This window comes from Achromobacter sp. GQ309 (assembly GCF_059759315.1).
Genome location: NZ_JCAXDP010000003.1, coordinates 171,678 through 195,635 on the forward strand (window position 1 = coordinate 171,678; position 23,958 = coordinate 195,635).

At 63.7% G+C, this 23,958-nt stretch carries 19 protein-coding genes and 1 tRNA gene; 17 read left to right on the plus strand and 3 right to left on the minus strand.

Annotation, left to right across the window (positions count from 1 at the left end; genetic code table 11):
- Positions 1-102: 102 nt before the first annotated feature.
- The 4 genes from AC6CIE_RS10215 to AC6CIE_RS10230 all read left to right on the plus strand — a co-directional run bounded on the left by AC6CIE_RS10215 (position 103) and on the right by AC6CIE_RS10230 (position 5,360).
- Positions 103-1,755, plus strand: a complete 1,653-nt coding sequence (locus tag AC6CIE_RS10215) for an MFS transporter (protein WP_498092191.1) — start codon at positions 103-105, stop codon at positions 1,753-1,755.
- A 33-nt stretch (positions 1,756-1,788) separates the two neighbouring features.
- On the plus strand, positions 1,789-2,751 hold the full coding sequence (locus tag AC6CIE_RS10220; protein ID WP_175137234.1) for a carbon-nitrogen hydrolase family protein: 963 nt from the start codon (positions 1,789-1,791) through the stop codon (positions 2,749-2,751).
- A 3-nt stretch (positions 2,752-2,754) separates the two neighbouring features.
- Complete coding sequence (locus AC6CIE_RS10225; protein WP_175137235.1) at positions 2,755-3,372, plus strand: flavin reductase family protein; 618 nt, start codon at positions 2,755-2,757, stop codon at positions 3,370-3,372.
- Positions 3,373-3,743: 371 nt separating this feature from the next.
- Positions 3,744-5,360 carry a methyl-accepting chemotaxis protein gene (locus AC6CIE_RS10230; RefSeq protein ID WP_281359591.1) on the plus strand — a complete coding sequence of 539 codons (1,617 nt, stop codon included), beginning with the start codon at positions 3,744-3,746 and terminating at the stop codon, positions 5,358-5,360.
- Positions 5,361-5,435: 75 nt separating this feature from the next.
- Here the strand turns inward: AC6CIE_RS10230 and AC6CIE_RS10235 are convergent.
- Positions 5,436-5,526 (minus strand) — tRNA-Ser (locus AC6CIE_RS10235).
- Positions 5,527-5,761: 235 nt separating this feature from the next.
- On the opposite strand from AC6CIE_RS10235, the gene AC6CIE_RS10240 reads away from it, so the two are divergent.
- The 3 genes from AC6CIE_RS10240 (at position 5,762) to yaaA (ending at position 8,668) form a co-directional block, all read left to right on the plus strand.
- A complete protein-coding gene (locus AC6CIE_RS10240) occupies positions 5,762-6,997 on the plus strand; it encodes a cation:proton antiporter domain-containing protein (protein WP_498092192.1) in 1,236 nt (411 codons plus the stop codon).
- Positions 6,998-7,096: 99 nt separating this feature from the next.
- The gene (locus AC6CIE_RS10245) at positions 7,097-7,879 is read left to right on the plus strand and encodes a 3-hydroxybutyrate dehydrogenase (RefSeq protein ID WP_312993037.1); all 783 of its coding nucleotides are present in this window, start codon (positions 7,097-7,099) and stop codon (positions 7,877-7,879) included.
- Between the two features lie 15 nt (positions 7,880-7,894).
- Complete coding sequence (gene yaaA, locus AC6CIE_RS10250) at positions 7,895-8,668, plus strand: peroxide stress protein YaaA (RefSeq protein WP_175184162.1); 774 nt, start codon at positions 7,895-7,897, stop codon at positions 8,666-8,668.
- A gap of 125 nt (positions 8,669-8,793) precedes the next feature.
- On the opposite strand, the gene AC6CIE_RS10255 is transcribed toward yaaA, so the two are convergent.
- Positions 8,794-11,019: an FUSC family protein gene (locus tag AC6CIE_RS10255; protein WP_175123111.1), complete on the minus strand. Its 2,226-nt coding sequence runs from the start codon at positions 11,017-11,019 to the stop codon at positions 8,794-8,796.
- 417 nt (positions 11,020-11,436) lie between these two features.
- Here AC6CIE_RS10255 and AC6CIE_RS10260 point away from each other — a divergent pair, with 417 nt between their 5' ends.
- The 4 genes from AC6CIE_RS10260 to pssA all read left to right on the plus strand — a co-directional run bounded on the left by AC6CIE_RS10260 (position 11,437) and on the right by pssA (position 15,782).
- Positions 11,437-13,206 (plus strand): acetolactate synthase 3 catalytic subunit, encoded by a 1,770-nt coding sequence (locus AC6CIE_RS10260; RefSeq protein WP_279971975.1) that lies wholly within the window; start codon positions 11,437-11,439, stop codon positions 13,204-13,206.
- 12 nt (positions 13,207-13,218) lie between these two features.
- Positions 13,219-13,710 (plus strand): acetolactate synthase small subunit, encoded by a 492-nt coding sequence (gene ilvN / locus AC6CIE_RS10265; RefSeq protein WP_006223608.1) that lies wholly within the window; start codon positions 13,219-13,221, stop codon positions 13,708-13,710.
- A 73-nt stretch (positions 13,711-13,783) separates the two neighbouring features.
- Positions 13,784-14,800, plus strand: a complete 1,017-nt coding sequence (gene ilvC, locus AC6CIE_RS10270; protein ID WP_056568560.1) for a ketol-acid reductoisomerase — start codon at positions 13,784-13,786, stop codon at positions 14,798-14,800.
- Between the two features lie 208 nt (positions 14,801-15,008).
- The gene (gene pssA, locus AC6CIE_RS10275) at positions 15,009-15,782 is read left to right on the plus strand and encodes a CDP-diacylglycerol--serine O-phosphatidyltransferase (RefSeq protein WP_105237630.1); all 774 of its coding nucleotides are present in this window, start codon (positions 15,009-15,011) and stop codon (positions 15,780-15,782) included.
- Between the two features lie 67 nt (positions 15,783-15,849).
- Here the strand turns inward: pssA and AC6CIE_RS10280 are convergent, their stop codons facing one another.
- Positions 15,850-16,368, minus strand: coding sequence for a hypothetical protein (locus AC6CIE_RS10280; protein ID WP_175123109.1), 519 nt, complete (start codon positions 16,366-16,368; stop codon positions 15,850-15,852).
- Positions 16,369-16,682: 314 nt separating this feature from the next.
- On the opposite strand from AC6CIE_RS10280, the gene rpsO reads away from it, so the two are divergent.
- From rpsO to AC6CIE_RS10310, 6 genes are all read left to right on the plus strand, one after another.
- Positions 16,683-16,952 carry a 30S ribosomal protein S15 gene (gene rpsO, locus AC6CIE_RS10285; RefSeq protein ID WP_006223612.1) on the plus strand — a complete coding sequence of 90 codons (270 nt, stop codon included), beginning with the start codon at positions 16,683-16,685 and terminating at the stop codon, positions 16,950-16,952.
- A 90-nt stretch (positions 16,953-17,042) separates the two neighbouring features.
- Positions 17,043-19,205: a polyribonucleotide nucleotidyltransferase gene (gene pnp, locus AC6CIE_RS10290; RefSeq protein ID WP_175137241.1), complete on the plus strand. Its 2,163-nt coding sequence runs from the start codon at positions 17,043-17,045 to the stop codon at positions 19,203-19,205.
- A gap of 198 nt (positions 19,206-19,403) precedes the next feature.
- Entirely contained in the window at positions 19,404-20,129 is a 726-nt protein-coding gene (locus AC6CIE_RS10295; protein WP_175123107.1) for a hypothetical protein, read from the plus strand.
- Between the two features lie 13 nt (positions 20,130-20,142).
- Positions 20,143-21,360 (plus strand): threonine ammonia-lyase, encoded by a 1,218-nt coding sequence (locus AC6CIE_RS10300; protein ID WP_218344865.1) that lies wholly within the window; start codon positions 20,143-20,145, stop codon positions 21,358-21,360.
- Between the two features lie 559 nt (positions 21,361-21,919).
- Positions 21,920-22,342, plus strand: coding sequence for a tripartite tricarboxylate transporter TctB family protein (locus AC6CIE_RS10305; RefSeq protein ID WP_175184167.1), 423 nt, complete (start codon positions 21,920-21,922; stop codon positions 22,340-22,342).
- Between the two features lie 10 nt (positions 22,343-22,352).
- Positions 22,353-23,858, plus strand: a complete 1,506-nt coding sequence (locus AC6CIE_RS10310; RefSeq protein WP_175137244.1) for a tripartite tricarboxylate transporter permease — start codon at positions 22,353-22,355, stop codon at positions 23,856-23,858.
- Positions 23,859-23,958: the final 100 nt, after the last annotated feature.

A 23,958-nucleotide genomic window follows, 5' to 3' on the forward strand; every position in this document is an offset into this window, starting at 1 on the left:
GTCCGCGCCGGGTTTCCCCTAGCTTTTTCCCGTCCGGGCTTAACTTTGATAATAGTTAATGCGTACAGCACTATCAATCTAAAACGACAGGGGAAAGCAAGCATGGAAGCAAATGTCGCAATGCCCAGGCTCGACGCCGGGCCGACGCTGAGCCGCAAGGAAGAACGTCAGGTCGTGGTCGCCTCGACGCTGGGCACGCTGTTCGAGTGGTATGACTTTTTCATCTACGGAACGCTGGCCGTCTTCATGAGCCAGGTCCTCTTTCCGCAGGACAACCCCACCGTCGCGCTCTTGGCCGCCCTGGGCGCACTGGCCGTGGGCTTCATCATCCGGCCGCTGGGCGCGGTGATGTTCGGCTATCTGGGCGACAAGCTGGGCCGCAAATACACCTTCCTGATCACCGTCGTCATGATGGGCGGCGCGACCGTGCTGATCGGCTGCCTGCCCACCTACGAGACGGCGGGCCACCTGTCCTGGATCCTGCTGCTGACGCTGCGGGTCGTGCAGGGCCTGGCGGTGGGCGGCGAATACGGCGGCGCGGTGATCTACGTTGCCGAACACTGCGAACCGCGGCGCCGGGGGCTCCTGACCGGATGGATCCAGATCACCTCGTCGGCCGGCCTGATCCTGTCGCTGGTCGTCATCCTGCTCGTCCAGGCCTCGATGAGCGCCGAGGACTTCCGCCAGTGGGGCTGGCGTCTGCCGTTCATCCTGTCGATCGTGATGCTGGCCATTTCGATCTACGTGCGCGCCAAGCTGCACGAATCGCCCGTCTTCACGCGCATGAAGCAGCAGAACCGCCTGTCGAAGAACCCGGTCAAGGAAACGTTCGGCCAATGGCCCAGCCTGCGCCTCGTGCTGCTGGCGCTGATCGGCGTGACCGCCGGCCAGGGCGCCACCTATTTCACCGGGCAGTTCTACGTGATGATCTTCCTGCAGCAGGCCGTGCAGCTTGATCAGACCACTGTCTACCGGCTGATCCTGATCGGCTTCATCATCGGCGCGCCGACCTTCGTGCTGTTCGGCTGGCTGTCGGACAAGGTGGGCCGCAAGTGGATCATGATGGCCGGCCTGTTCATCGGCGCCGTGGGTTACCACGCAATGTTCAACGTGCTGCTCAACGCCGGCAATCCGGCGCTGGCGCAGGCCATGCAGACCACGCCGGTCCGCGTGCATGCCGATACCAGCGGCGGCGCGTGCGACTTTGGATTGCAGGCCGCCATGATCGGCAGCCATGCCGACCACAAGAAGGTGTGCGTGCAGGCCAAGAAATTCCTGGTCGGCAAGGGCATCAACTTCGAATATGCCGCGCCGATCCCGGGGCAGGAAATTGCGATGAGCGTGGGCGGCGCCACCGTCAACGGCTTTGACCGCGCGGCCTACGCCAAGGCGCTGACGGCGGCCGGCTATCCGGAGAAGGCGGATCCCGCGCGCATCGACCGCGCCACGATCATCCTGATCCTGGTGCTGATGACGGCCGTCGTCGCGATGGTCTATGGCCCGGTCGCGTCCTATTTGGTTGAATTGTTCCCGGCGCGCATCCGCTACACGGCGCTGTCGTTCCCGTATCACATCGGCGCGGGCATTTTTGGCGGTATCGTGCCCTTTACCGCCACGTACCTGGCGCAGGCCATCGGCAATATCTTCGGCGGCCTGATGTACCCGGTGGCGGTGATGGTGGTCGTGGGCGTCATCGGCAGCCTGCTGCTGCCCAACACGCGTGCGAAGGCCATCGACGAAGATCCGGCCCACTGACAACAACGAGACAAAAAGGAAGCGAGCATAGATATGTCCATGCAAAAGACCTTCAAGGCCGCCGTCATCCAGGCGGCGTCCATTCCCACCGACAGCATGGCTTGCGCCGAAAAGGCCGCCGCGCTGATCCGGCAGGCGGCCGAGCAGGGCGCCCGGGTACAGGTGTTTCCCGAAGCCTTCCTGGGGGGATATCCCAAGGGCAATTCCTTCGGCGCTCCCATCGGGATGCGCAAGCCCGAAGGCCGCGACGCCTTTGCCGCCTATCATCAGCAGGCCATCCGCCTGGACGGCGAGGAGGTCGCGCTGGTGGCGCAGGCCGCGGCCGACACCGACAGCTTCGTGGTGATGGGTTGCATCGAGGCCGACGGCGGCACGCTGTACTGCACCGTGCTGTATTTCAACGGCCAGGCCGGCCTGGCGGGCAAGCATCGCAAGCTGATGCCGACCGCTGGGGAACGCCTGATCTGGGGTTTCGGCGACGGGTCCACCATGCCCGTCATCGACACCCCCTACGGCAAGATCGGCGCGGTGATCTGCTGGGAAAACTACATGCCCATGCTGCGCATGTACATGTACAGCCAGGGCGTCGCGCTGTATTGCGCACCCACGGCGGACGATCGCGACACCTGGGTGCCCAGCATGCGCCACATTGCGCTGGAAGGGCGCTGCTACGTGTTGACCGCGTGCCAGCACCTGCGCCGCAGCGCCTACCCCGAGGACTTCGAATGCGCGTTGGGCGACGCGCCGGACACGGTCCTGATGCGCGGCGGCAGCGCCATCATCGGTCCGCTGGGCGAGGTGCTGGCCGGTCCGGATTTCTCGGACGAGACCATCCTGTACGCCGACATCGAACCCAACCAGATCCTGCGCGGCAAGTACGACTTCGACGTGTCCGGGCACTACGCCCGCCCCGACGTCTTCCAGCTTCAGGTGGACACCCGCGAAAAGCGCGCGGTCTCGGCCACCGGCGCCGCCGCCGGGCAGCAGGAGGCATGATCGATGCATTTTGATTTCAACGCCTTGCCGGCGCAGACGGTCTACAACATCCTCACCTCGACCGTCACGCCGCGTCCGATCGCGTGGGTCACCACCGTGTCGGGCAAAGGCGTCGTCAACGCCGCGCCGTTCAGTTTCTTCAACGTGATGGGGCATCAGCCGCCGACGGTCGCGATCGGCCTGATGCGCCATGCTGGCGGGGAATTCAAGGACACCGGCGCCAACATCATCGAGAACGGCGAGTTCGTGGTGAATCTGGTGCCGGAATTCCTGGTCCGCGAGATGAACCAGACCTGCGCCGATTACCCGGCGGACGTGGACGAGATGGCCGCGGCCGGTTTGACCGCGCTGCCCGCCACCCATGTGCGACCGCCCCGCATCCAGGGCAGTCCGGTGTCGCTGGAGTGTGTCAGCCAGGCAACGGTGGTGACCGGTCCGCGACAGATTGTGGTTATCGGGCGCGTGCTGGGCGCGCATGTCGAAGACGCCTATGTGCGGGACGCCGAACGCGGGCATGTGGATACGCCGGCGCTGGGACTTATTGCCCGCATGCACGGCGGCGGCTGGTACGCGCGCAGTACGGACACCTTCCAGCTTGCGCGGCCGACGTCGCCGACCTGAGTTTCCGCGGCCTTCGGGCCGTTTTTCTTGCCTGGGTTTTCCCGTTGATTCGGTCAGCGATAGCGGCTTTTTTACAACGCTGCCGACGCCTTTCAGGCAATGCGAGGAGGTTGTGTCAATAACGCCTTCATTTCCCCCGATGCCGCCCAAATCCGGGCTGCTAGCATCCGTTCGACCGTCGCGAGAACCCTCGAAAATCCGAACTCTCCGCCGGCAATTTCAGACACAACGGACACCATTATTGGGGGCGGATAACCAGGGGCTTGCGAGCATCTGGCTTGAATTGGCGGCGGCGCAATCCCGCCGCCAAGGCATCCGCCCGAGCACGCATTCACACCGCCCTGGAAGTCGCCGGAGGCAGTATGAAAAACATGAAGCTTGGAACCCGCCTTGCGGGTGGTTTCGCCATCTTGCTGGCCATGATCATGGTCATGTGCATTGTCGGGCTGGTCAGCCTGGCCAACATCAACGAATCGGTCGAAACGCTGACGCAGCGATCCCTCACAAAGGAACGCCTGATCAACGACTGGGCGCGCAACATCCAGTCGGGCGTCACCCGGACCACCGCCATCGCCAAGAGTGCTGACGCCAGCCTGGCAGGCTTCTTCGCCGAGGAAGCCGCGGCATCGACCCGCAACTCGTCGGCCTTGCAGCAGAAGATCGAGCCCTTGATTGAAAGCGACGAGGAAAAGGTGCTTTGGCAAGGCATTGGCAAGGCGCGCAGCGAATACCTGCGCACCCGCGACGGCATCTTCAAGGCCAAGCAGGAAGGCAACGTGGACGCCGCCAACAAGATCTTCACGCAGGAGTTCTTGCCCGCGACGCGCCAGTTCATTGACAACATCAATCGCCTGTCCGAATTGCAGCGCGCCGATATCGACGCGCGCGCCGCAGAAATCGAAGCGTCTTACGGCAACGCGAATCTGTGGATGATCGTGATCGGTTCCATTGCGGTGGTGTGTGGCCTGTTGATGTCCGTGCTGCTGACGCGCAGCATCACCCGTCCGCTGTCCGACGCCGTGCGCGTCGCGCGCACGGTTGCCGCAAACGACCTGACCAGCACCATCGTCGTGCGCTCGCGCGACGAGATCGGCCAGTTGATGGCGGCCCTGGAATCCATGAACGCCAACCTGGCCAGCACGGTCGCCCGGATCCGCACCGGCGTGGACAGCATCGCGTCCGCCTCCGGCGAGATCGCGGCAGGCAACACCGACCTGTCCTCGCGCACCGAGCAGCAGGCTGCGTCGCTGGAGGAAACCGCCGCGTCGATGGAGCAGCTGTCGTCTACCGTGAAGCAGAACGCCGACAGCGCCAAGCAGGCCAACCAGCTCGCCGCGGCGGCCTCGGAAACCGCATCGCGCGGCGGCGCCACCGTGTCCGAAGTCGTCAGCACCATGAACGCGATCTCCGCCAGCTCGGTGAAGATCTCGGACATCGTGTCGGTGATCGACGGCATCGCATTCCAGACCAACATCCTGGCGCTCAACGCCGCGGTGGAAGCCGCGCGCGCCGGCGAGCAGGGCAAGGGCTTTGCGGTCGTGGCCGCCGAGGTGCGAACGCTCGCGCAGCGCAGCGCCCAGGCCGCCAAGGAAATCAAGGTCCTGATCGAAGACACCGTGCAGAAGATCGGTCAGGGCTCGGGCAGCGCCGAACGCGCCGGCGCTACGATGCAGGAGATCGTCAGTTCCGTGCAACGCGTGACCGACATCATGGGCGAAATCGCGGCGGCCTCAGCCGAGCAGGCGGATGGCATTGAACAAGTCAACCGTGCCGTGTCGCAGATGGACGAGGTGACCCAGCAGAACGCGGCGTTGGTGGAAGAGGCTGCGGCGGCTGCGGGCTCGATGCAGGATCAGTCGGCGGATCTGACGCGGGCGGTGAGCGCGTTCAGGTTGCCGGGAGGTGCGGAGCGGGTGTTGGCGGTCGAGGCGGTGTCGTCCGTCCAGGCCGGCGGGTCGCAGGCGTCGCTGCGGCTGGCCGCTTATTGAGCATGCGGCACGGCGTGAATACGCCGTGCAAAGAAAAAAGCCCCTGATTTCTCAGGGGCTTCATCCTTCAATACTTGGCGGAGAGGGTGGGATTCGAACCCACGGTACGGGGATACCGTACGCCTGATTTCGAGTCAGGTACATTCGACCACTCTGCCACCTCTCCGTGGCTGGGTTCCGCATCGGTGAAGTTTCGGTTTAACAAGACTTCACTAAAAGATCCCTGGTCGGAAGGATCTTCGTTGTCGGAGCAGCGAAGCCCGCAATTCTACAGGATTTTTTTCTTTTGTGTAAAGGGGTGGAAAAAAGAACGGGTAAAAGGACCACAGCGGGTTTCATCCGGCTTTCAGTCGGCGCAATCTTTGGCCAGAATTCACCCCATTCCGCCCTCTGCGCATTCCATGGACCTCATCCTCATCCTTCTGCTCGCGGCCGTGCTTTGCGTGCCCATCACGCAAAGACTGGGGCTGGGCGCCATTCCGGGCTACCTGATCGCGGGCGTCCTGGTCGGTCCATCGTGCTTCAAGCTGGTCACGAACGTGGACACGATGATCGGCGTGTCGCAGTGGGGCGTCGTGATGATGCTGTTCATCATCGGGCTGGAACTGTCGCCCAAACGCCTGTGGGCGATGCGCAACGAAGTCTTCATCCTGGGCACCCTGCAGATGTTGGTCTGCGGCCTGCTGCTGGGGGTGGTGTTCGGCGCGGCGCTGCGGCATCTGGCGGGCATGGAGTGGCAGGCGGCGGTGTTGTGCGGTCTGTCGCTGGCGCTGTCGTCCACGGCGGTGGCGCTGCGGTTGCTGGACGAGCGTCAGTTGACCCGCACGCCGCTGGGGCGCTCGGCGCTGGGCGTGCTGCTGTTCCAGGACATGGCGGCGATTCCGATGCTGGTCGCGGCCGGATTGCTGGGGTCGGACGGGACCTCCGCGCCGTCCTTCAAAGAAGCGCTGGTGGCCGTGGCGGTCGTGGCGCTGGCCTACCGGCTGCGTCTGCTGGGCTGGGCGGCGAAGGCGGAATTGAACGAACTCTTTACCGCCGCGGCGCTGCTGATGGTGGTGGGCGCAGCTCAATTGTTCGACTACGCGGGCCTGTCGGCGGGCCTGGGCGGATTCCTGGTGGGCGTGTTGATGGCCGAGTCGCGCTACCGGCATGAGCTGGAAAAAGCGATCGACCCGTTTAAGGGCTTGCTGCTGGGCCTGTTCTTCGTGGCCATCGGCATGTCCATCAACCTCAAGGTCGTGGCCCATCACTGGATGTTCATCTGCGCGGGCGTCGCGGCGCTGCTGGCGGTGAAGGCCGTCATCCTTTATGGATTCGCGCGCTTTCTGGGGCTGCCGCGCTATCACCGGCTGCTGTTTGCGCTGGTGCTGGCCCAGGGCGGCGAGTTCAGCTTCGCCATCTTCAACGAAGCCTGGGACAACCATCTGGTGAACCTGGAGCAGCGCGACGTGCTGTCGGTGATCGTCGCGGTGTCGATGGGCGTGGTGCCGGTGCTGATCAAGGTGCTAGAGCGCGTGCCGGAGAAATACGGCGGCATGGCGGGCCTGCCTGTGACGGACGCGGTGCCGGTCACGGACACTGCGCCGTCTGCCGACGTCGCGCCGTCGTCCTCCTCGGACAAGCCGCCCACCGCTTGACCCCGCAGCGGGTAAGGGCATGGCATGATTGGCGGCTTGCCGGGCAGCTACACTTGAAGCCCGTTTCGTTTCCCCACGCCAGCTCACAGGAGAAAGCTCATGCTCAAAGGAAAAGTAGCGCTTGTCACCGGTTCCACCAGCGGGATCGGCCTGGGTATCGCCACGGCCTTCGCCGAGCAGGGCGCCGATATCGTCCTGAACGGTTTTGGCGACGCGGCCGAAATCGAGAAGCTGCGCGCGGAGCTTGCCGCCAAGCATGGCGTGAAGGTCATCTACGACGGCGCGGATCTCTCCAAGGGCGCGGCCGTGCGCGAGCTGGTCGAAAACACCGTCAGCCAGCTTGGCCGCATCGACATCCTGGTCAACAACGCGGGTATCCAGCACACCGCGTTGATCGAAGACTTTCCGGCCGAAAAGTGGGATGCCATCCTGGCGCTGAATCTGTCCGCCGTGTTCCACGGCACCGCCGCCGCCTTGCCGCACATGAAGAAGCAGGGGTCGGGCCGCATCATCAACATCGCGTCCGCGCATGGTCTGGTGGCATCGGCCAGCAAGTCGGCCTACGTGGCCGCCAAGCATGGCGTCGTGGGATTCACCAAGGTCACGGCGCTGGAAACGGCCGGGCAGGGCATCACCGCCAACGCCATCTGCCCGGGCTGGGTGCGCACCCCGCTCGTCGAAAAGCAGATCACCGCGCTGGCTGAAAAGAATGGCGTGGACCAGGAAACCGCTGCCCGCGACCTGCTCAGCGAAAAGCAGCCGTCGCTGCAATTCGTGACGCCGGAACAACTGGGCGGCACCGCCGTGTTCCTGGCCTCGGACGCCGCCGCGCAAATCACCGGCACGACCGTCTCCGTCGATGGCGGCTGGACGGCGCGCTAAACAAGGAAATTCTGAATGCTGTTGTTGCTTTCCCCCGCCAAGAAGCTGGACTACGACTCGCCGCTGCACGTCGAGACGCATACCCAGCCGATGTTCGTGGATCAGGCCGCCGGCCTGATCAAGGTCCTGAAGACCAAGACCGCCGAGGACATCTCGGACCTGATGAGCCTGAGCCCGGCCCTGTCCGAGCTGAACGTCCAGCGCTACGCGCACTGGAAGCGCAGCTTCACGCAGGCCAACTCGCGCCAGGCCGTGCTGGCCTTCAATGGCGACGTCTACGAAGGCCTGGACGCCGCCACCCTGTCGGCCAAGCAGCTCGACTGGGCGCAGGAGCACGTCGCCATCCTGAGCGGCCTGTACGGCGTGCTTCGCCCGTTAGACCTGATGCAGCCGTACCGCCTGGAAATGGGCACGCGGCTGGAGAACCCCAAGGGCAAGAACCTGTACGAGTACTGGGGCAGCACCATCGCGGACTACCTGAACGAGCGCCAGGCCGGCCAGAAGTCGCCGGTCGTCATCAACCTGGCCTCCGAGGAATACTTCAAGTCCGTCGATCAGAAGGTCCTGAAGGCGCGGGTGGTGCAATGCGTGTTCCAGGACTGGAAGAACGGCGCCTGGAAGATCATCAGTTTTCACGCCAAGCGCGCACGCGGCCTGATGGCGCGTTACGCCATCCAGCACAAGGTTGCCAAGCCGGAAGGGCTGCAGGGTTTTGATCTGGAAGGCTACGCGTACGACGCGTCGGCGTCGTCGGCGGACAAGCTGGTGTTTCGCCGCAAACTGGACTGACGAAGTCGGCGGCGGGGGAGGGTGTCAGACACCTGGTTGGGACCTCGCCCTCTCACAATAAATGCCAGCCTGGCATCTCCGCCAGGCTGGCATTTTTTTTGCCCGTCGAATCGACGAACGGCGGCTTACGACGCCGCGGCTGCCACCGGCGGCGCATGCAGCGGATCGGCCAGCGCCTGCAGTTCCTGGCGGATCATGTGCGTGGCCTTGAGCATCTGCTTCACGGGATAGACCAGCGCAGCCTGATCGCCCGCAGTGTCGAACTGCGTGGGCAGGTCCAGCGGCACGCGCGGGCTGTTTTCATCCAGCAGCACGGTCATGCCGTCCAGCGCTTGCCGGACCGGCTCGGGCGTGGCGGGCAGCGCCGCCAGAATCGGAATTGCCGCGGTAATTTGCGAGGCCAGCACGTGGTTCTGGATCAGCAGATTGTTCAGTTCCGGCACGTCCACTTGATGCGACTTGGGCTCGCTCATCATGCGGTAGAACGCCTCGGCGAAGTTGCTGAAGGCGATGTGCACGTTCTTGCGCGCCAGGCGCCAGGCCAGGTCGGCGTCGGTGACGGCGGGCGTGTCGGTGGCAGCTGCGCCCACGGGGGCGCCGTGCGCCTGCATGGCTTCGACGTAGCGCAGGCCGGCCAGCAGATACTCGCGGTTGGCGCGGGTTGCGGCCGAAGCCAGCGGCTTCAGGTAACGCGCCTCCCACCACGGCAGGATGTAGCTGCAGACCAGCGCCAGCGCGCAGCCCAGCAGCGTGTCGATGGCGCGTTCGCCGATCACCGACATGGACACGGTGCCCGGCGACACGAAATGGAACACCAGCACCACGAACAGCGTATTGAAAATGGCGCTGGCCATGTAGTTGAGCTGCACCATGCTGTTGCCCATGATGCAGGCGCCCAGCAGGACGGCGAACAGGACGCTGGGCTCGTCGGTCACGTTGAACAGCAGCAGCGCGGCGATGCAGCCGATCAGGGTGCCCATCAGCCGCCAGCCATTGCGCTGGCGCGTCAGCGCAAAGCCAGGCTTCATGATGATGACGATGGTCAGCATGATCCAGTAGTTGTGCGCCGAGAACTCGGGCGATAGCCAGCGGCTGGCCAGCGTCATGGCGATCGCGGCAGCGGCCGTCACGCGCAGCGCATAGCGGAAGTGCGGGGAATCCAGCCGCAGGTTGCTGGTCAAGAGGCCAAAGCGGAATTCCTGGCGCGAAATGAACCGCGTCAGCGACTTGTTGATGCGCAGCACGTCGGTGGGCTTGGCATCGGGCGAGGCTGCGGTGTGATCGGCCAGCCGGTCCACGATGCGCGCCGAATTGCGCAGGCGCCGCAGCACCTGCACGATCAGCGCCAGCATCTCCGGATCGCGTTCGCCCAGGCCTTGCTGCTTGAGTTGCTCGATCTCGTACTCGATGGCGCGCAGTTCCGCCTTGGCGCTGCTGCGGTATTGCACCTTGCGTCCGCGCGACACGTCCAGCGCGATGCGGTTCAGTTCCAGCGACATCTTCACCAGCGCGTCGCGCATGAACATCAGGCAGTCATTGCCGGCCAGGGTGCGGCGCAGCGCGGCGTAGTCGGTATGCGTGGCGACCAGCGTGTCCAGCAACTGCAGCATGTCCACGAACATGTTCCAGATCATCACGCGCTGGCGGTCGCCCAGGCCTTTGCCGCGGGGCAGGGCGCGCAGCACCATGTCGCGGGCCGCCTGGTGCTTTTCGGTCATGACGGACTGCCGTTGGATCAGGTTTCGGTAGGCCTCGTCCAGATCGGCGGTTTCGTCGTAGAAGTTTGCGCGCGCGGCCACGTAGTCGGCGGTGGCAAACAGCGCGACGGACATGGCCTGTTGCTCTTCACGCAGCCAGAACAGGCGCGAAAACCCCAGGCTGAACGCCACATAGAAAAGCGCGCCGCCCAGCGTGGCGGCGGCATGGGCCAGCACTTCTTGCGGCGCCAGCGGCGAGTGCATGGTCAGCGTCATCAGCAGAAGGCCCGCAAAGCCGATCAGGCCGCCGCGCTTGCCGAACACGGTGAACATCGAATAGACGAAGCACTGCGCAATGACGGCCAGCCAGATCAGCACCGGATGCGAGGATGCCAGCCCCGTGATGATGACGGTGATCGTGCCCAGCGCCGCGCCGCCCAGCATTTCGTTGGTGCGGTGCCGCTGCGGACCGCCCGGCTGGTCGATGATGGCCAGGCATTGCGCGCCGAAGGTCGCCACCAGCCCGGTCGTGTAATTGCCGAAGAGGCCGCCCAGCACCAGCACGGGCAACAGCATGCCGACCCCCTGGCGCACCCCTCCGAAGAAGTAGTGGCTATAGAGAAAGCGGCGAATGCTGGCAATGCGCAAATCCATGGGCGGCGGCTCGGTTCTGGACGACGCAACAAGTATAGAGAGGGCATCGCGCGTTTTGGGGCCGGATAGTGACCGAACCTTCCGCGCAACGGTCGGCAAAAGCCGATTTGCCACCTTTGACGCAACGCGGTAAATTGCTCCACTTGCTTCGGTCTGCCTATCCGATACCGGAGCGTTGATGCGAACGGCCAGGGTCACATCCCAGCCGTTGTGCAGCAAGTCTCACCTGCCGTTGGCCGCGCCACAAGCGTGTGTTGCCAAGGCTTCCATTTCGACCTCCAGCGTCCCCCAGGGGCGTTTGCACTGCGTTCTGTCGAGCGTGTGCCGGGTCGGCAAGGTGTCCGGGTGGCGTGGCTCCGTGAGCCGCTAAGCGCCGGATCATGTTGTCGTAACCGGTATGGGTTCAGTTGCCGCCGTATCCGGGCGCGCAGCAGTCAGGGTTGCAGGGCCGGTTTTGAAAGGAACTACAACATGGAAATGAATGGCGCCGATATCGTCGTGCGCTGCCTGGCCGATGAAGGCGTGGAACACGTTTTCGGCTACCCTGGCGGCGCGGTGCTCTACATCTACGACGCAATCTTCAAGCAAGACAAATTCCAGCATATCCTGGTTCGTCACGAGCAAGCTGCCGTGCACGCGGCCGATGCCTACTCGCGCTCGTCGCAAAAGGTCGGCGTCTGCATCGTGACCAGCGGTCCGGGCGTGACCAATGCCGTCACCGGCATTGCCACCGCCTACATGGACTCCATCCCGATGGTCATCATCAGCGGGCAGGTGCCCACTGCGGCCATTGGCGAAGACGCTTTCCAGGAATGCGACACCGTCGGCATCACGCGTCCCTGCGTCAAGCACAACTTCCTTGTGCGCGACGTGAAGGACCTGGCCGAAACCATGCGCCGCGCGTTCTATATTGCGCGCACGGGCCGTCCCGGTCCGGTGCTGGTGGATATCCCCAAGGACATCACCGTCGCGCAGTGCAAGTACGTGCCGCCCAAGGGCGAGATCTCGATGCGTTCCTACGCGCCCGTCAACAAGGGCCACCAGGGACAGATCAAGAAGGCCGTGCAGATGCTGCTGGCGGCCGAGCGCCCCATGATCTACACGGGCGGCGGCGTCATCCTGTCGAACGCCGCGCCCGAGCTCAACAAGCTCGTGACGCAGCTGGGCGCGCCCTGCACCAGCACCCTGATGGGTCTGGGCGGCTTCCCGGCCAGCAGCGGCCAGTTCGTGGGCATGCCCGGCATGCACGGCACGTACGAGGCCAACATGGCCATGCAGCACTGCGACGTGCTGCTTGCCATCGGCGCCCGCTTCGATGACCGCGTGATCGGCAATCCCAAGCACTTTGCGCAGAACGCCCGCAAGATCATCCATATCGACATCGATCCCTCGTCGATCTCCAAGCGCGTGCGCGTGGATGTCCCGATCGTGGGCAACGTCAAGGACGTTCTGGCCGATCTCAGCGCGCAGTTCGAGATCGCCGCCGCCGAACACAAGCCGGCCTCGCTCGCCAAATGGTGGGACCAGGTCGAGACGTGGCGCGGCAAGGAATGCCTGAAGTTCGCCAACTCGGACGAGGTCATCAAGCCGCAGTACGTGGTGGAAAAGCTCTGGGAAGTGACCGGCGGCGACGCCTTCGTCACCTCGGACGTCGGCCAGCACCAGATGTGGGCCGCCCAGTACTACAAGTTCGACAAGCCGCGCCGCTGGATCAACTCCGGCGGCCTGGGCACCATGGGTGTGGGCCTGCCGTACGCCATGGGCGTGCAGATGGCCAATCCGGGCAAGGACATCGCCGTGATCACCGGCGAGGCCTCGATCCAGATGAACATCCAGGAACTGTCGACCTGCCACCAGTACCGCCTGACGCCCAAGATCGTCTGCCTGAACAACCGTTTTCTGGGCATGGTGCGCCAATGGCAGCAGATCGACTACGGCTCGCGCTATTCCGAGTCGTACATGGATTCGCTGCCCGATTTCGTCAAGGTCGCCGAAGCCTATGGCCACGTGGGCTTGCGCATCGAGCGTCCCGCCGACGTCGAACCGGCGCTGCGCGAAGCGTTCGGCAAGCACAAGGAGCGCCTGGTCTTCCTGGACTTCATCACCGACCGCACTGAAAACGTGTGGCCGATGGTCAAGGCCGGCCGCGGGCTGACTGAAATGCTGCTCGGCTCTGAAGACCTGTAAGGAGGCCCCGCAATGAAGCACGTGATTTCCGTCCTCCTCGAAAACGAACCCGGCGCGCTGTCGCGCGTGGTGGGCCTGTTTTCGGCGCGGGGCTACAACATCGAAACCCTGACCGTGGCGCCCACCGAGGATTCCACGCTGTCGCGCATGACCATCGTCACGACCGGTTCGGACGAGGTCATCGAACAGATCACCAAGCATTTGAACCGCCTGGTCGATGTCGTGAAGGTGGTGGACCTGACCGAAGGCGCCCACATCGAGCGCGAGCTGATGCTCGTGAAGGTGCGCGCCGTCGGCAAGGAACGCGAGGAAATGAAGCGCATGGCGGATATCTTCCGCGGCCGCATCATCGACGTCACCGACAAGTCCTACACCATCGAATTGACCGGGGTGCAGGAAAAAGTACAGGCCTTCCTCGAGGCCCTGGACCGCAGTGCCATCCTTGAAACCGTGCGCACCGGCGTGTCCGGCATCGGACGCGGTGAACGGATTTTGAAGATTTGACCGGCCTTCCAGGCCTGCCTCACCCTACATCTGAATCAAACGAATATCCAAATACTGGAATCTGGAGCACAACATGAAAGTTTTCTACGACAAAGACTGCGATCTGTCCCTCATCAAAGGCAAGACCGTTGCCATCATCGGCTACGGTTCGCAAGGTCACGCCCACGCGCTGAACCTGCATGAGTCGGGCGTGAAGGTCATCGTCGGCCTGCGCAAGGGCGGCGCCTCGTGGAACAAGGCCGCCAACGCCGGCCTGGAAGTCAAGGAAGTCGCGGAAGCCGTCAAGTCGGCCGACATCGTCATGATGCTGCTGCCCGACGAGAACATCGCCTCGGTCTACAACAACGAAGTCCACGGCAACATCAAGGCGGGCGCCGCCCTGGCGTTTGCCCACGGTTTCAACGTGCACTACGGCCAGGTCGTGCCGCGTGAAGACATCGACGTCATCATGATCGCCCCGAAGGCCCCCGGCCACACGGTGCGCAACACGTACAAGCAGGGTGGCGGCGTGCCCCACCTGGTGGCCGTGTACCAGGACAAGTCGGGCGCCGCGCGTGACGTGGCCCTGTCGTACGCCAGCGCCAACGGCGGCGGCCGTGCCGGCATCATCGAAACCAACTTCCGCGAAGAAACCGAAACCGACCTGTTCGGCGAACAGGCCGTGCTGTGCGGCGGTACCGTCGAACTGATCAAGGCCGGTTTCGACACGCTGGTGGAAGCCGGCTACGCGCCCGAAATGGCTTACTTCGAGTGCCTGCACGAACTGAAGCTGATCGTCGACCTGATCTACGAAGGCGGCATCGCCAACATGAACTACTCGATTTCGAACAACGCCGAATTCGGCGAGTACGAAACGGGCCCGAAGATCGTTACGGACGAAACCCGCAAGGCCATGCGCCAGTGCCTGACGGACATCCAGACCGGCGAATACGCCAAGAAGTTCATCCTGGAAAACGCCGCCGGCGCCCCGACCCTGACCTCGCGCCGCCGCATCAACGCGGAATCGCAGATCGAGCAAGTGGGCGGAAAGCTGCGCGCCATGATGCCCTGGATCGCCGCCAACAAGCTGGTGGACAAGTCCAAGAACTGATCCCCACGGCAGGCGGGGCGTTGCCCCGCCGGTCAGGATCGAAGCGGCATGCCTTTCATGGGCATGCCGCTTTTTTCTTATTTTTTGGCCTTTTCGCAGCCATTTGGGCGCTTTGGCGCCAAATGGGGCCGGGCACGATCCTTGCTGTAGCCCGCAAGCAGGGCCAGATAGGTTAACCTTTCAAAGTCCGTCGTAAGTTATTGAGACCATGCCCAATTTTTCCATGCGCGATTCCGAGAACCGCCACCGGAGCATTTACCTGCTCCCCAACGCGTTCACCACCGCCGCTTTGTTTGCCGGGTTCTACGCCGTTGTGCAGGCCATGAACGACCGCTTCGAAGTCGCCGCCATCGCCATTTTTGTCGCCATGGTGCTGGACGGCATGGACGGCCGGGTGGCCCGTCTGACCAACACGCAGTCCGCATTCGGCGAGCAATACGACTCGCTGTCCGACATGACGTCGTTCGGTGTGGCGCCGGCCTTGGTCATGTATGAATGGATCCTGAACGACCTGGGCCGCTGGGGCTGGCTGGCGGCCTTCGTCTATGTGTCCGGCGCGGCGTTGCGGCTGGCGCGTTTCAACACCAATATCGCCGTCGTGGACAAACGTTTCTTCCAGGGATTGCCCAGCCCGGCCGCAGCTGCGCTGGTGGCGGGTTTCGTCTGGCTGGCCGTGGACAACAAGCTGCCCATCCATGACAGCCTGATGGCCTGGGTGGCGTTCACGCTGACCATGTACGCCGGCATCACCATGGTGTCGAATGCGCCGTTCTTCAGCGGCAAGAGCTTCGCTCTGGGCCGCAGCGTGCCGTTCTGGGGCATCCTGCTCGTCGTTGCGGTGTTCGTGTTCGTGTCCAGCGATCCTCCCGTTGTCCTGTTTGGCCTGTTCGTGCTGTACGGCCTGTCGGGCTGGGTCACCTGGCTGTGGCGCTGGAACAAGGTGCGCCGTCTGCAGCAGGAGCGACGCGGTCATTCGTCCTGACGTCCAGACGCCGCCAACAAAAAACCCGCCATCGCAAAGATTGGCGGGTTTTTTGTTCCGGGTGGTGCTACCAGAAGTTGAACCGGTCGTCGTCGTACATGGGGTCCGGTCCGGGGTGGAAGTGGGTGACCTTGCTGCCGTCGCGGCTCATGTAGACGTACATCAGGGAATTCCAGACGCTGTTTTCCTTATAGCGATACGACCACACGACCTCGCGCTTTTCGCCCAGGCCAGCCTGTTCGATACGAGCTGGCGGGCCGAACTCGCAGCGCACCCGATCCGGCCCCCAATCTCCGGTCTCCAGCACTTTGAAGTGCGCGTCGGTCAGAAGCGGCATCACCCGGTCGACCCGACCATCGGGGCCGACGTTCGCGCCCCAAGCGTACTGGCCCATGGGCTGCTGCGTCCAGATCACCCGGCGGCCGCCATTGGCCTGGGGACATTCGAAGTTGGGCGCGCCGAACTGCGCCTGAACTTGCGAAAGCGGGGTGCCGGGCGGCACCTCGGTCATGTTGGCGCAGGCGGCCAGTCCGGCCAGTGCGATCGAGGCCAGGGTCACGCGGGCCGTTCTGTATAAGCTGATCATGTCCATGCTCCTTCGGGTGCGCACTGCGGCTTGGCCGGCCCTCGCGGCGGGCCCGGTCTTCTTGCTGGGGTAATTCTAGCGAATCAGCTATAATCGCCGAGCTTTATCAAATGTATTGATTCTGCAAGATCCTTTGCGCCAGCCGCCGGCGGCTTGTCGCAGTACCCGCAACATGGCGCCAAGCCTCAAGTGCCGGTTCTGCCCGATCCCGCCAATGGCAGCAGTGAGAAAGCGAATTCAAGCCTGGCTCGCGCAAAATTTTCCAAACCACGTCAGGGCGCCTCGGCCCTGTCGCATGTCCGAAGAGGTCATCAATGTCTGTAGCTGACATCAAGAAATCCGATATCGTTGCGCAATTCCAACGCGCTCAGGGCGATACCGGCTCCCCCGAAGTTCAGGTGGCTCTGCTCACCGCCCGTATTAACGAGCTGACCGGTCACTTCAAAGAACACATGAAGGATCATCACTCGCGCCGCGGTCTGCTGCGTATGGTCAGCCGTCGCCGCAAGCTGCTCGACTATCTCAAGGGCCGCAATCCCGATTCGTACCGCGCACTGATCGAAAAACTCGGTCTGCGCAAGTGATCGACGGGGCTGGCTCCCCATGACGCAACCGTGGTCGGTGCGACGCATGTCGCAGCGGCCACGGTTTTTCATTTGTAAGGAATAATCGTCATGTTCAACAAAGTGACTAAATCGTTCCAGTACGGCCAGCACACGGTCGTCCTGGAAACTGGCGAAATTGCTCGCCAGGCCTCCGGTGCCGTTGTGGTGTCGATCGAGGACACCGTCGTCCTGGCCACCGTCGTGGCTGCCAAGAAGGCCAAGCCGGGTCAGACGTTCTTCCCGCTGACCGTCGACTACATCGAAAAGACCTACGCCGCCGGCCGTATTCCGGGCGGGTTTTTCAAGCGCGAAGGCAAGCCCTCCGAAAAGGAAACGCTGACGTCGCGCCTGATCGACCGTCCGCTGCGTCCGCTGTTCCCCGAAGACTTCTACAACGAAGTCCAGGTGGTCCTGCACACGCTGTCGGTCAATCCTGAAATCGATCCCGACATCGCCGCCATGATCGGCGCCTCGGCCGCACTGGCCATCTCGGGCATCCCGTTCAATGGCCCGATCGGCGCCGCGCGCGTGGGTTACATCGATGGTCAATACACCATCAATCCGACCGCATCGGAACTGAAGTCCTCCAAGCTGAACCTGGTTGTCGCCGGTACGGAAAACGCCGTGCTGATGGTCGAATCGGAAGCTGACCAGCTGTCCGAAGAAGTCATGTTGGGCGGCGTGGTCTATGGCCACCAGCAAATGCAGACCGTCATCAACGCCATTCACGACCTCGTGAAGGATGCTGGCAAGCCCGATTGGGATTGGCAAGCTCCCGCCAAGGACGAGGCCCTGATCGCCGCGGTCACCGCCGCCGCCCAGGAAGGCCTGAACGCCGCCTACCAGATCCGCGAAAAGCAGGCCCGCACCGCCAAGCTGCGTGAAGTGTCGGCCGAAGTGTCGGCCAAGCTGGCCGCCGCCGCTGCCGAAAAGGGCGAATCGGCTCCCGACGCCGTCACGGTCGACAACATCATGTTCTCGCTGGAATCGGCCATCGTCCGCGGCCAGATCCTGAACGGCGAACCGCGCATCGACGGCCGCGACACCCGCACCGTCCGTCCGATCAGCGTGCGTCTGGGCGTGCTGCCCCGCGCGCACGGCAGCGCCCTGTTCACCCGTGGTGAAACCCAGGCGCTGGTCGTGGCCACGCTGGGCACCAAGCAAGACGAACAGATCATCGACGCGCTCATGGGCGAGTACCGTGACCGCTTCATGATGCACTACAACATGCCTCCGTTCGCCACCGGCGAAACCGGCCGCATCGGTGTGCCGAAGCGCCGCGAAATCGGCCACGGCCGTCTGGCCAAGCGTTCGCTGGTGCCGCTGCTGCCGGCCCCCGAAGACTTCCAGTACACGATCCGCCTCGTGTCGGAAATCACCGAATCCAACGGCTCCTCGTCGATGGCCTCGGTCTGCGGCGGCTCGCTCGCCATGATGGACGCTGGCGTGCCCATCAAGGATCACGTGGCCGGCGTGGCCATGGGCCTGATCCTGGACGGCGGCAAGTTTGCCGTGCTGACGGACATCCTGGGCGACGAAGATCACCTGGGCGACATGGACTTCAAGGTTGCGGGCACCGAAAACGGCGTCACCGCACTGCAGATGGACATCAAGATCCAGGGCATCACCAAGGAAATCATGCAGGTTGCGCTGGACCAGGCCCGCGAAGGCCGTCTGCACATCCTCGGCAAGATGAAGGACGCCCTGGACGGTTCGCGCGGCGAGCTGTCGGCGTTCGCGCCGCGCATGCTGACCATCAAGATCAACCCCGAGAAGATCCGTGACGTGATCGGCAAGGGCGGCGCCACCATCCGCGCGCTGACCGAAGAAACCGGCACGCAGATCGACATCTCCGACGACGGCACGATCGTGATCGCCAGCGTCGACGAAGCGCAGGCCAAGGAAGCCCAGCGCCGCATCGTCGAGCTGACCGCCGACGTCGAAGTGGGCCAGATCTACGAAGGCTCGGTCCTGCGTCTGCTGGACTTCGGCGCCATCGTGCAAGTGCTGCCGGGCCGCGACGGTCTGCTGCACATCTCCGAAATCGCCAACTACCGCATCGCGAACATCAACGATGTGCTGAAGGTCGGCCAGCAAGTCCGCGTCAAGGTCATCGAGGCCGACGACAAGGGCCGTCTGCGCCTGTCCATCAAGGCAATCGGTGGCATCGAGCAGCAGCAAGCCGCTGCCGCTCCCGAAGCTGCCCCCCAATCGGAACCGCAAGCTGAATAAGCCTGCAGCCTCCTGATTGAAAAGCGGCGCCTCATCCGAGGCGCCGTTTTTTTTGCCTGGCGCGGCTGAACGTGAGGGGGATGGGTCGCTGCTCCCCAGTTCGTCCGCCTTCCTGTAAAGTCTTGCGCGAGAGACGCGCCGCCGGGTGCAATGGCGCGCTTCACGCTTGATCGAAGGGGGCATACGGATGAGCAAGGCATGACGGCGTGGCCGATAACCGCAGTCACCGCAGCGCTGTTGGCGGCGCTGTTGACCGGCTGCATGTCGCCCCCCGGGGCGGGCCAGCGTGGCCCCAAGGGCGAGGACATGACGGCGGACCAGTTCGCGCAGACGGACTTCAACCGGACGGTCACGCTCGAGGTACGCGACAACCTGACCAGCCTGTATTCGTTGCTGGACAAGCTGTACCGCCGCAATCCGCGGGAATGGCGCAAGACCGGTGCGCCGGACCTGGCGACGGCGGTGAACCGCGTCAAGCATTCCATCGAAGTCCGCGTGCCGCCGCGAGATCTGAGCGGGCTGCGCGACATCCAGATCCTGGCAGTCGCCCTGGATCCCAATTATCCGGGCGACCGGGTCGGCGCCTTCATCTACGGGCTTGCGGACACCATCATCGCCGCGCACAACGGCAAGACGCGCCTGTACGCGACAGACGCCCTGGACGGCCAGCGGGTCTACAATGCCGCACGGAACGTCGAGGCCGCGGCTTGGCTGCTGGCCACGCGCCGCAACAACCAGGGCGAATTGCTGTTGCTGGCCAACGAAATTTCCCCGACCGCCACGAATCTCAGCTTCGAGCGCGAGTTCGGCGCCATCATCGGCCGGCTGGACCTGATCGCCAACCTGCTCGGCGAGAACTCCCGGCGCATCGGCATCAACTACGCCCAGGGCCTTTTGCTGTTCAACTTCCTGCCTGTGCGTTAACCGGATTTCCATCGTGATCGATATCGCATCCATCCAGGCCGCCCGCGAAAAGCTGCGCGGCCAGGTCCTGAAGACCCCGTTCACCCTGTCCCGCACGCTGTCTGACATTTTCGGCGCCGAGATCTGGCTGAAATTCGAGAACCTGCAGTTCACCGCATCCTTCAAGGAGCGCGGGGCGCTGAACCGCATGCTCACGCTGTCGGACGAGGAGCGCGCCAAGGGCGTGATCGCGGTGTCGGCGGGCAACCACGCGCAAGGCGTGGCCTACCATGCGCAGCGCATGGGCGTGCCGGCGGTGATCGTCATGCCGCGCTTCACGCCGACGGTGAAGGTCGCCAACACGCGGCGCTTCGGCGCTGAAGTCGTTCTGGCAGGCGACACCTTTGATGATGCCAAGGCGCGCGGCTACGAGCTGGCTCGCGAACGCGGCCTCATCATGATCCACCCCTACGACGACGAAGCCGTCATGGCGGGGCAGGGGACCGTCGCCCTGGAAATGCTGGAAGACCAGCCCAAGCTGGACACCCTGGTCATCGCCATCGGCGGCGGCGGGCTGATCTCGGGCATCTCCACCGCCGCCAAGGCCGTGAACCCCGGCATCGAGATCGTGGGCGTGCAGACCGAGCGCTTTCCGGCCATGTACGCGGCCGTCAAGGGCGTCACCATGCCGCCGGGGCAGTACACCATCGCCGAGGGCATCGCCGTCAAATCGCCCGGCGATCTGACGCTGGCCGTCGTGCAACGACTGGTCGACCGCATCGAACTGGTCAGCGAAGCGGACATCGAGCACGCCATCGTCGTGCTGCTGGAAATCGAAAAGACCGTCGTGGAAGGCGCAGGCGCCGCGGGCCTGGCCGCCTTGCTGCGCGCGCAGGAAGAGGGCAGCGACCGCTACAAGGGCAAGCGCATCGGGCTGGTGCTGACGGGCGGCAACATCGACCCGCTGATGCTGGGCGAGCTGATCGAGCGCGGCATGGTGCGGGCCGGGCGGCTGGCGCGGATCCGCGTCGACCTGCGTGACCTGCCCGGGGCGCTGGCGCATGCCACCAAACTGATTGCCGACGCGCAGGCCAACATTACGGAAGTGCACCACCAACGCGCGTTCACATCGCTGCCTGTGCGCAATGTCGAGGTGGATTTCGTGTTGCAGACGCGCGGTCCCGAGCACATCCAGGAAGTGATCGACATCCTGAACGCGGCCGGGTTTGCGGCCAGCAATCACGATCATTGACCGCTCGGGCGGCATCGTGATGCGGCCCCATTCTTTCAATCTGCTGTCAGAAAACTGTCGCTCCGGCCGAACTTTCGGCCGGAGCGTTTTTGTATGGGCGGCGTGTACATCGACGCCGCGTTGCGAGCATCAGGTGCGAGTCCCGGCAGGGCCTCGCCGGTGACGGATTCCCCGCTCCAGATCCTGCAAAAAATGCATCTTAATATTTCTACGCAGGCTCGCATCCATTCTGTACGGAACTTTTCCTCTAATGGCTAACTCACCTGAAAAATCGGCTATTTAAGCCAATTTCGCGGATTTGTGACCCTTCCGGCAGGTGCCAGGATGCCGAATTGCGTCCATTCCACGGTCTAGGGATATCCCCCACAAAGTCATGGTTGATACCCATAGGAGATATGTCGTTCCACGATTTACCATCCCGCGTTCATGTCGTTGCCGCCCGTCAAAGCGGCTGCGTTGAAAGAGAAATGAGCGCGTCTGAAGTCAGGATTTCCGGGACGCGACGGATTAGGGAGAAAGCAGATTGATAAGAAACAGACAGGATTTCTGGTCTGGCGTCATGTTCATCGTGGTGGGGGGAGGCTTTGCGTTGCAGGCGACCCAATATTCCATGGGCAGCGCGGCGCGCATGGGCCCCGGTTACTTTCCGTTCTGGCTCGGCATCGTGCTGGCGCTGATGGGCGCGACGGTGCTGATGAGCGCCTTGTCCCCCCGCGCCGAGAAAACGACGATCGGCCGCTATGACTTCCGCATTCTTTTTCTCGTCGTCGGGTCCGTGTTCCTGTACGGCTTTTCCCTGCGTTATCTCGGCCTGTACCTCTCGGTGTTCCTGCTTGTCCTGATCAGCAGCGTCGCCAGCCACGAATTCAACTGGAAGGTTGCCGTCGCCAACGGCCTGTTCCTCGTGGCGTTCTCCTACCTCGCGTTCATTCGCGGGTTGGGCCTGATCTTTCCGCTGTGGCCCAGCGTGCTGACCAACTGAGGTACCGGACATGGAATTGCTTCAAAACCTGATGCTGGGTTTTTCGGTGGCCTTCACCCCCGAAAACCTGACTTACGCATTCATCGGCTGCCTGCTGGGCACACTGGTCGGGGTGCTGCCGGGGCTGGGTCCCGTGCCGACCATCGCCATGCTGCTGCCCATCACCTACGTGCTGCCGCCTACCGCCGGCCTCATCATGCTGGCCGGCATCTACTACGGCACGCAGTACGGCGGGTCGACGACAGCCATCCTGGTGAACCTGCCGGGCGAAACCTCGGCGGTGGTGACCGTGCTGGACGGGCACCAGATGGCGAGAAACGGACGGGCGGGCGCCGCACTGTCGCTGGCGGCCATCGGCTCGTTCTTCGCGGGCAGCGTCGCCACCGTGCTGATCGCCGCCTTCGCGCCGCCGCTGGCCGAAGTGGCATTCGCGTTCGGCCCGGCCGAATACTTCTCGCTGATGGCGCTGGGCCTGATCGGCGCCGTGGTGCTGGCGTCGGGCTCGCTGCCCAAGGCGATCTGCATGATCCTGCTCGGCCTGCTGCTGGGCATGGTGGGCACCGACGTGAACTCGGGCGTGGCGCGCTATGACTTCAGCATCCCCGAACTGCAGGACGGCATCGACTTTGCCATCGTTGCCATGGGCGTCTTCGGTCTGTCGGAAATCATGAGCAACCTGGAGCTCAAGGAGAACCGGGTCGAGATCACCGACAAGGTCGGTTCGCTGTATCCCAGCCGGCAGGAATTCCGCGAGGCCGCGCCCGCCATCGTGCGCGGCACGGCGCTGGGTTCGGCGCTGGGCATCCTGCCGGGTGGCGGTTCCGTGCTGTCGGCCTTTGCGTCCTACACGCTGGAAAAGAAGCTTTCGAAAGAGCCGCAGCGCTTCGGCAAGGGGCATCCCGCCGGGCTGGCCGGTCCCGAATCCGCCAACAACGCGGGCGCGCAGACCTCCTTCATTCCGCTGCTGACGCTGGGCATCCCGGGCAACGCGGTGATGGCGCTGATGGTGGGCGCGATGACCATCCACAATATCCAGCCGGGACCGCAGGTCATGTCCAGCCACCCCGAGCTGTTCTGGGGCCTGATCGCCTCGATGTGGATCGGCAACCTGATGCTGGTGGTGCTGAACCTGCCGCTGATCGGCATCTGGGTGAAGCTGCTGCGCGTCCCTTACCGCATGCTGTTCCCGGCGATCCTGGTCTTCTGCACGATCGGGGTGTATTCGTTGAACTACAACGCCTTCGACATCTTCATGTTCGCCATCTTCGGCATCATCGGCTACGTGTGGAGCAAGCTTGGCTGCGAAGGCGCGCCGCTCCTGCTTGGCCTGGTGCTGGGGCCCATGATGGAAGAGAACTTCCGCCGGGCACTCCTTCTGTCGCGCGGCGAGTTCTCCACCTTTGTCACGCGTCCGCTGTCGGCCACGCTGCTGGCGCTTGCCGCGATCCTGCTGGTGCTGGTTGCGATGCCCGCGCTGCGCAAGAAGCGCGAAGAGGCTTTCGTCGAGGTCGATTGACGTAACGGTAACGGTTGGCTCCGGGTCTGGTTCGGCGAAAGCCGGCCAGGCCCCTTTTTTCTTGGCGGCTTCTTATTGCCTGCCTTATTTCCGCCGGCTT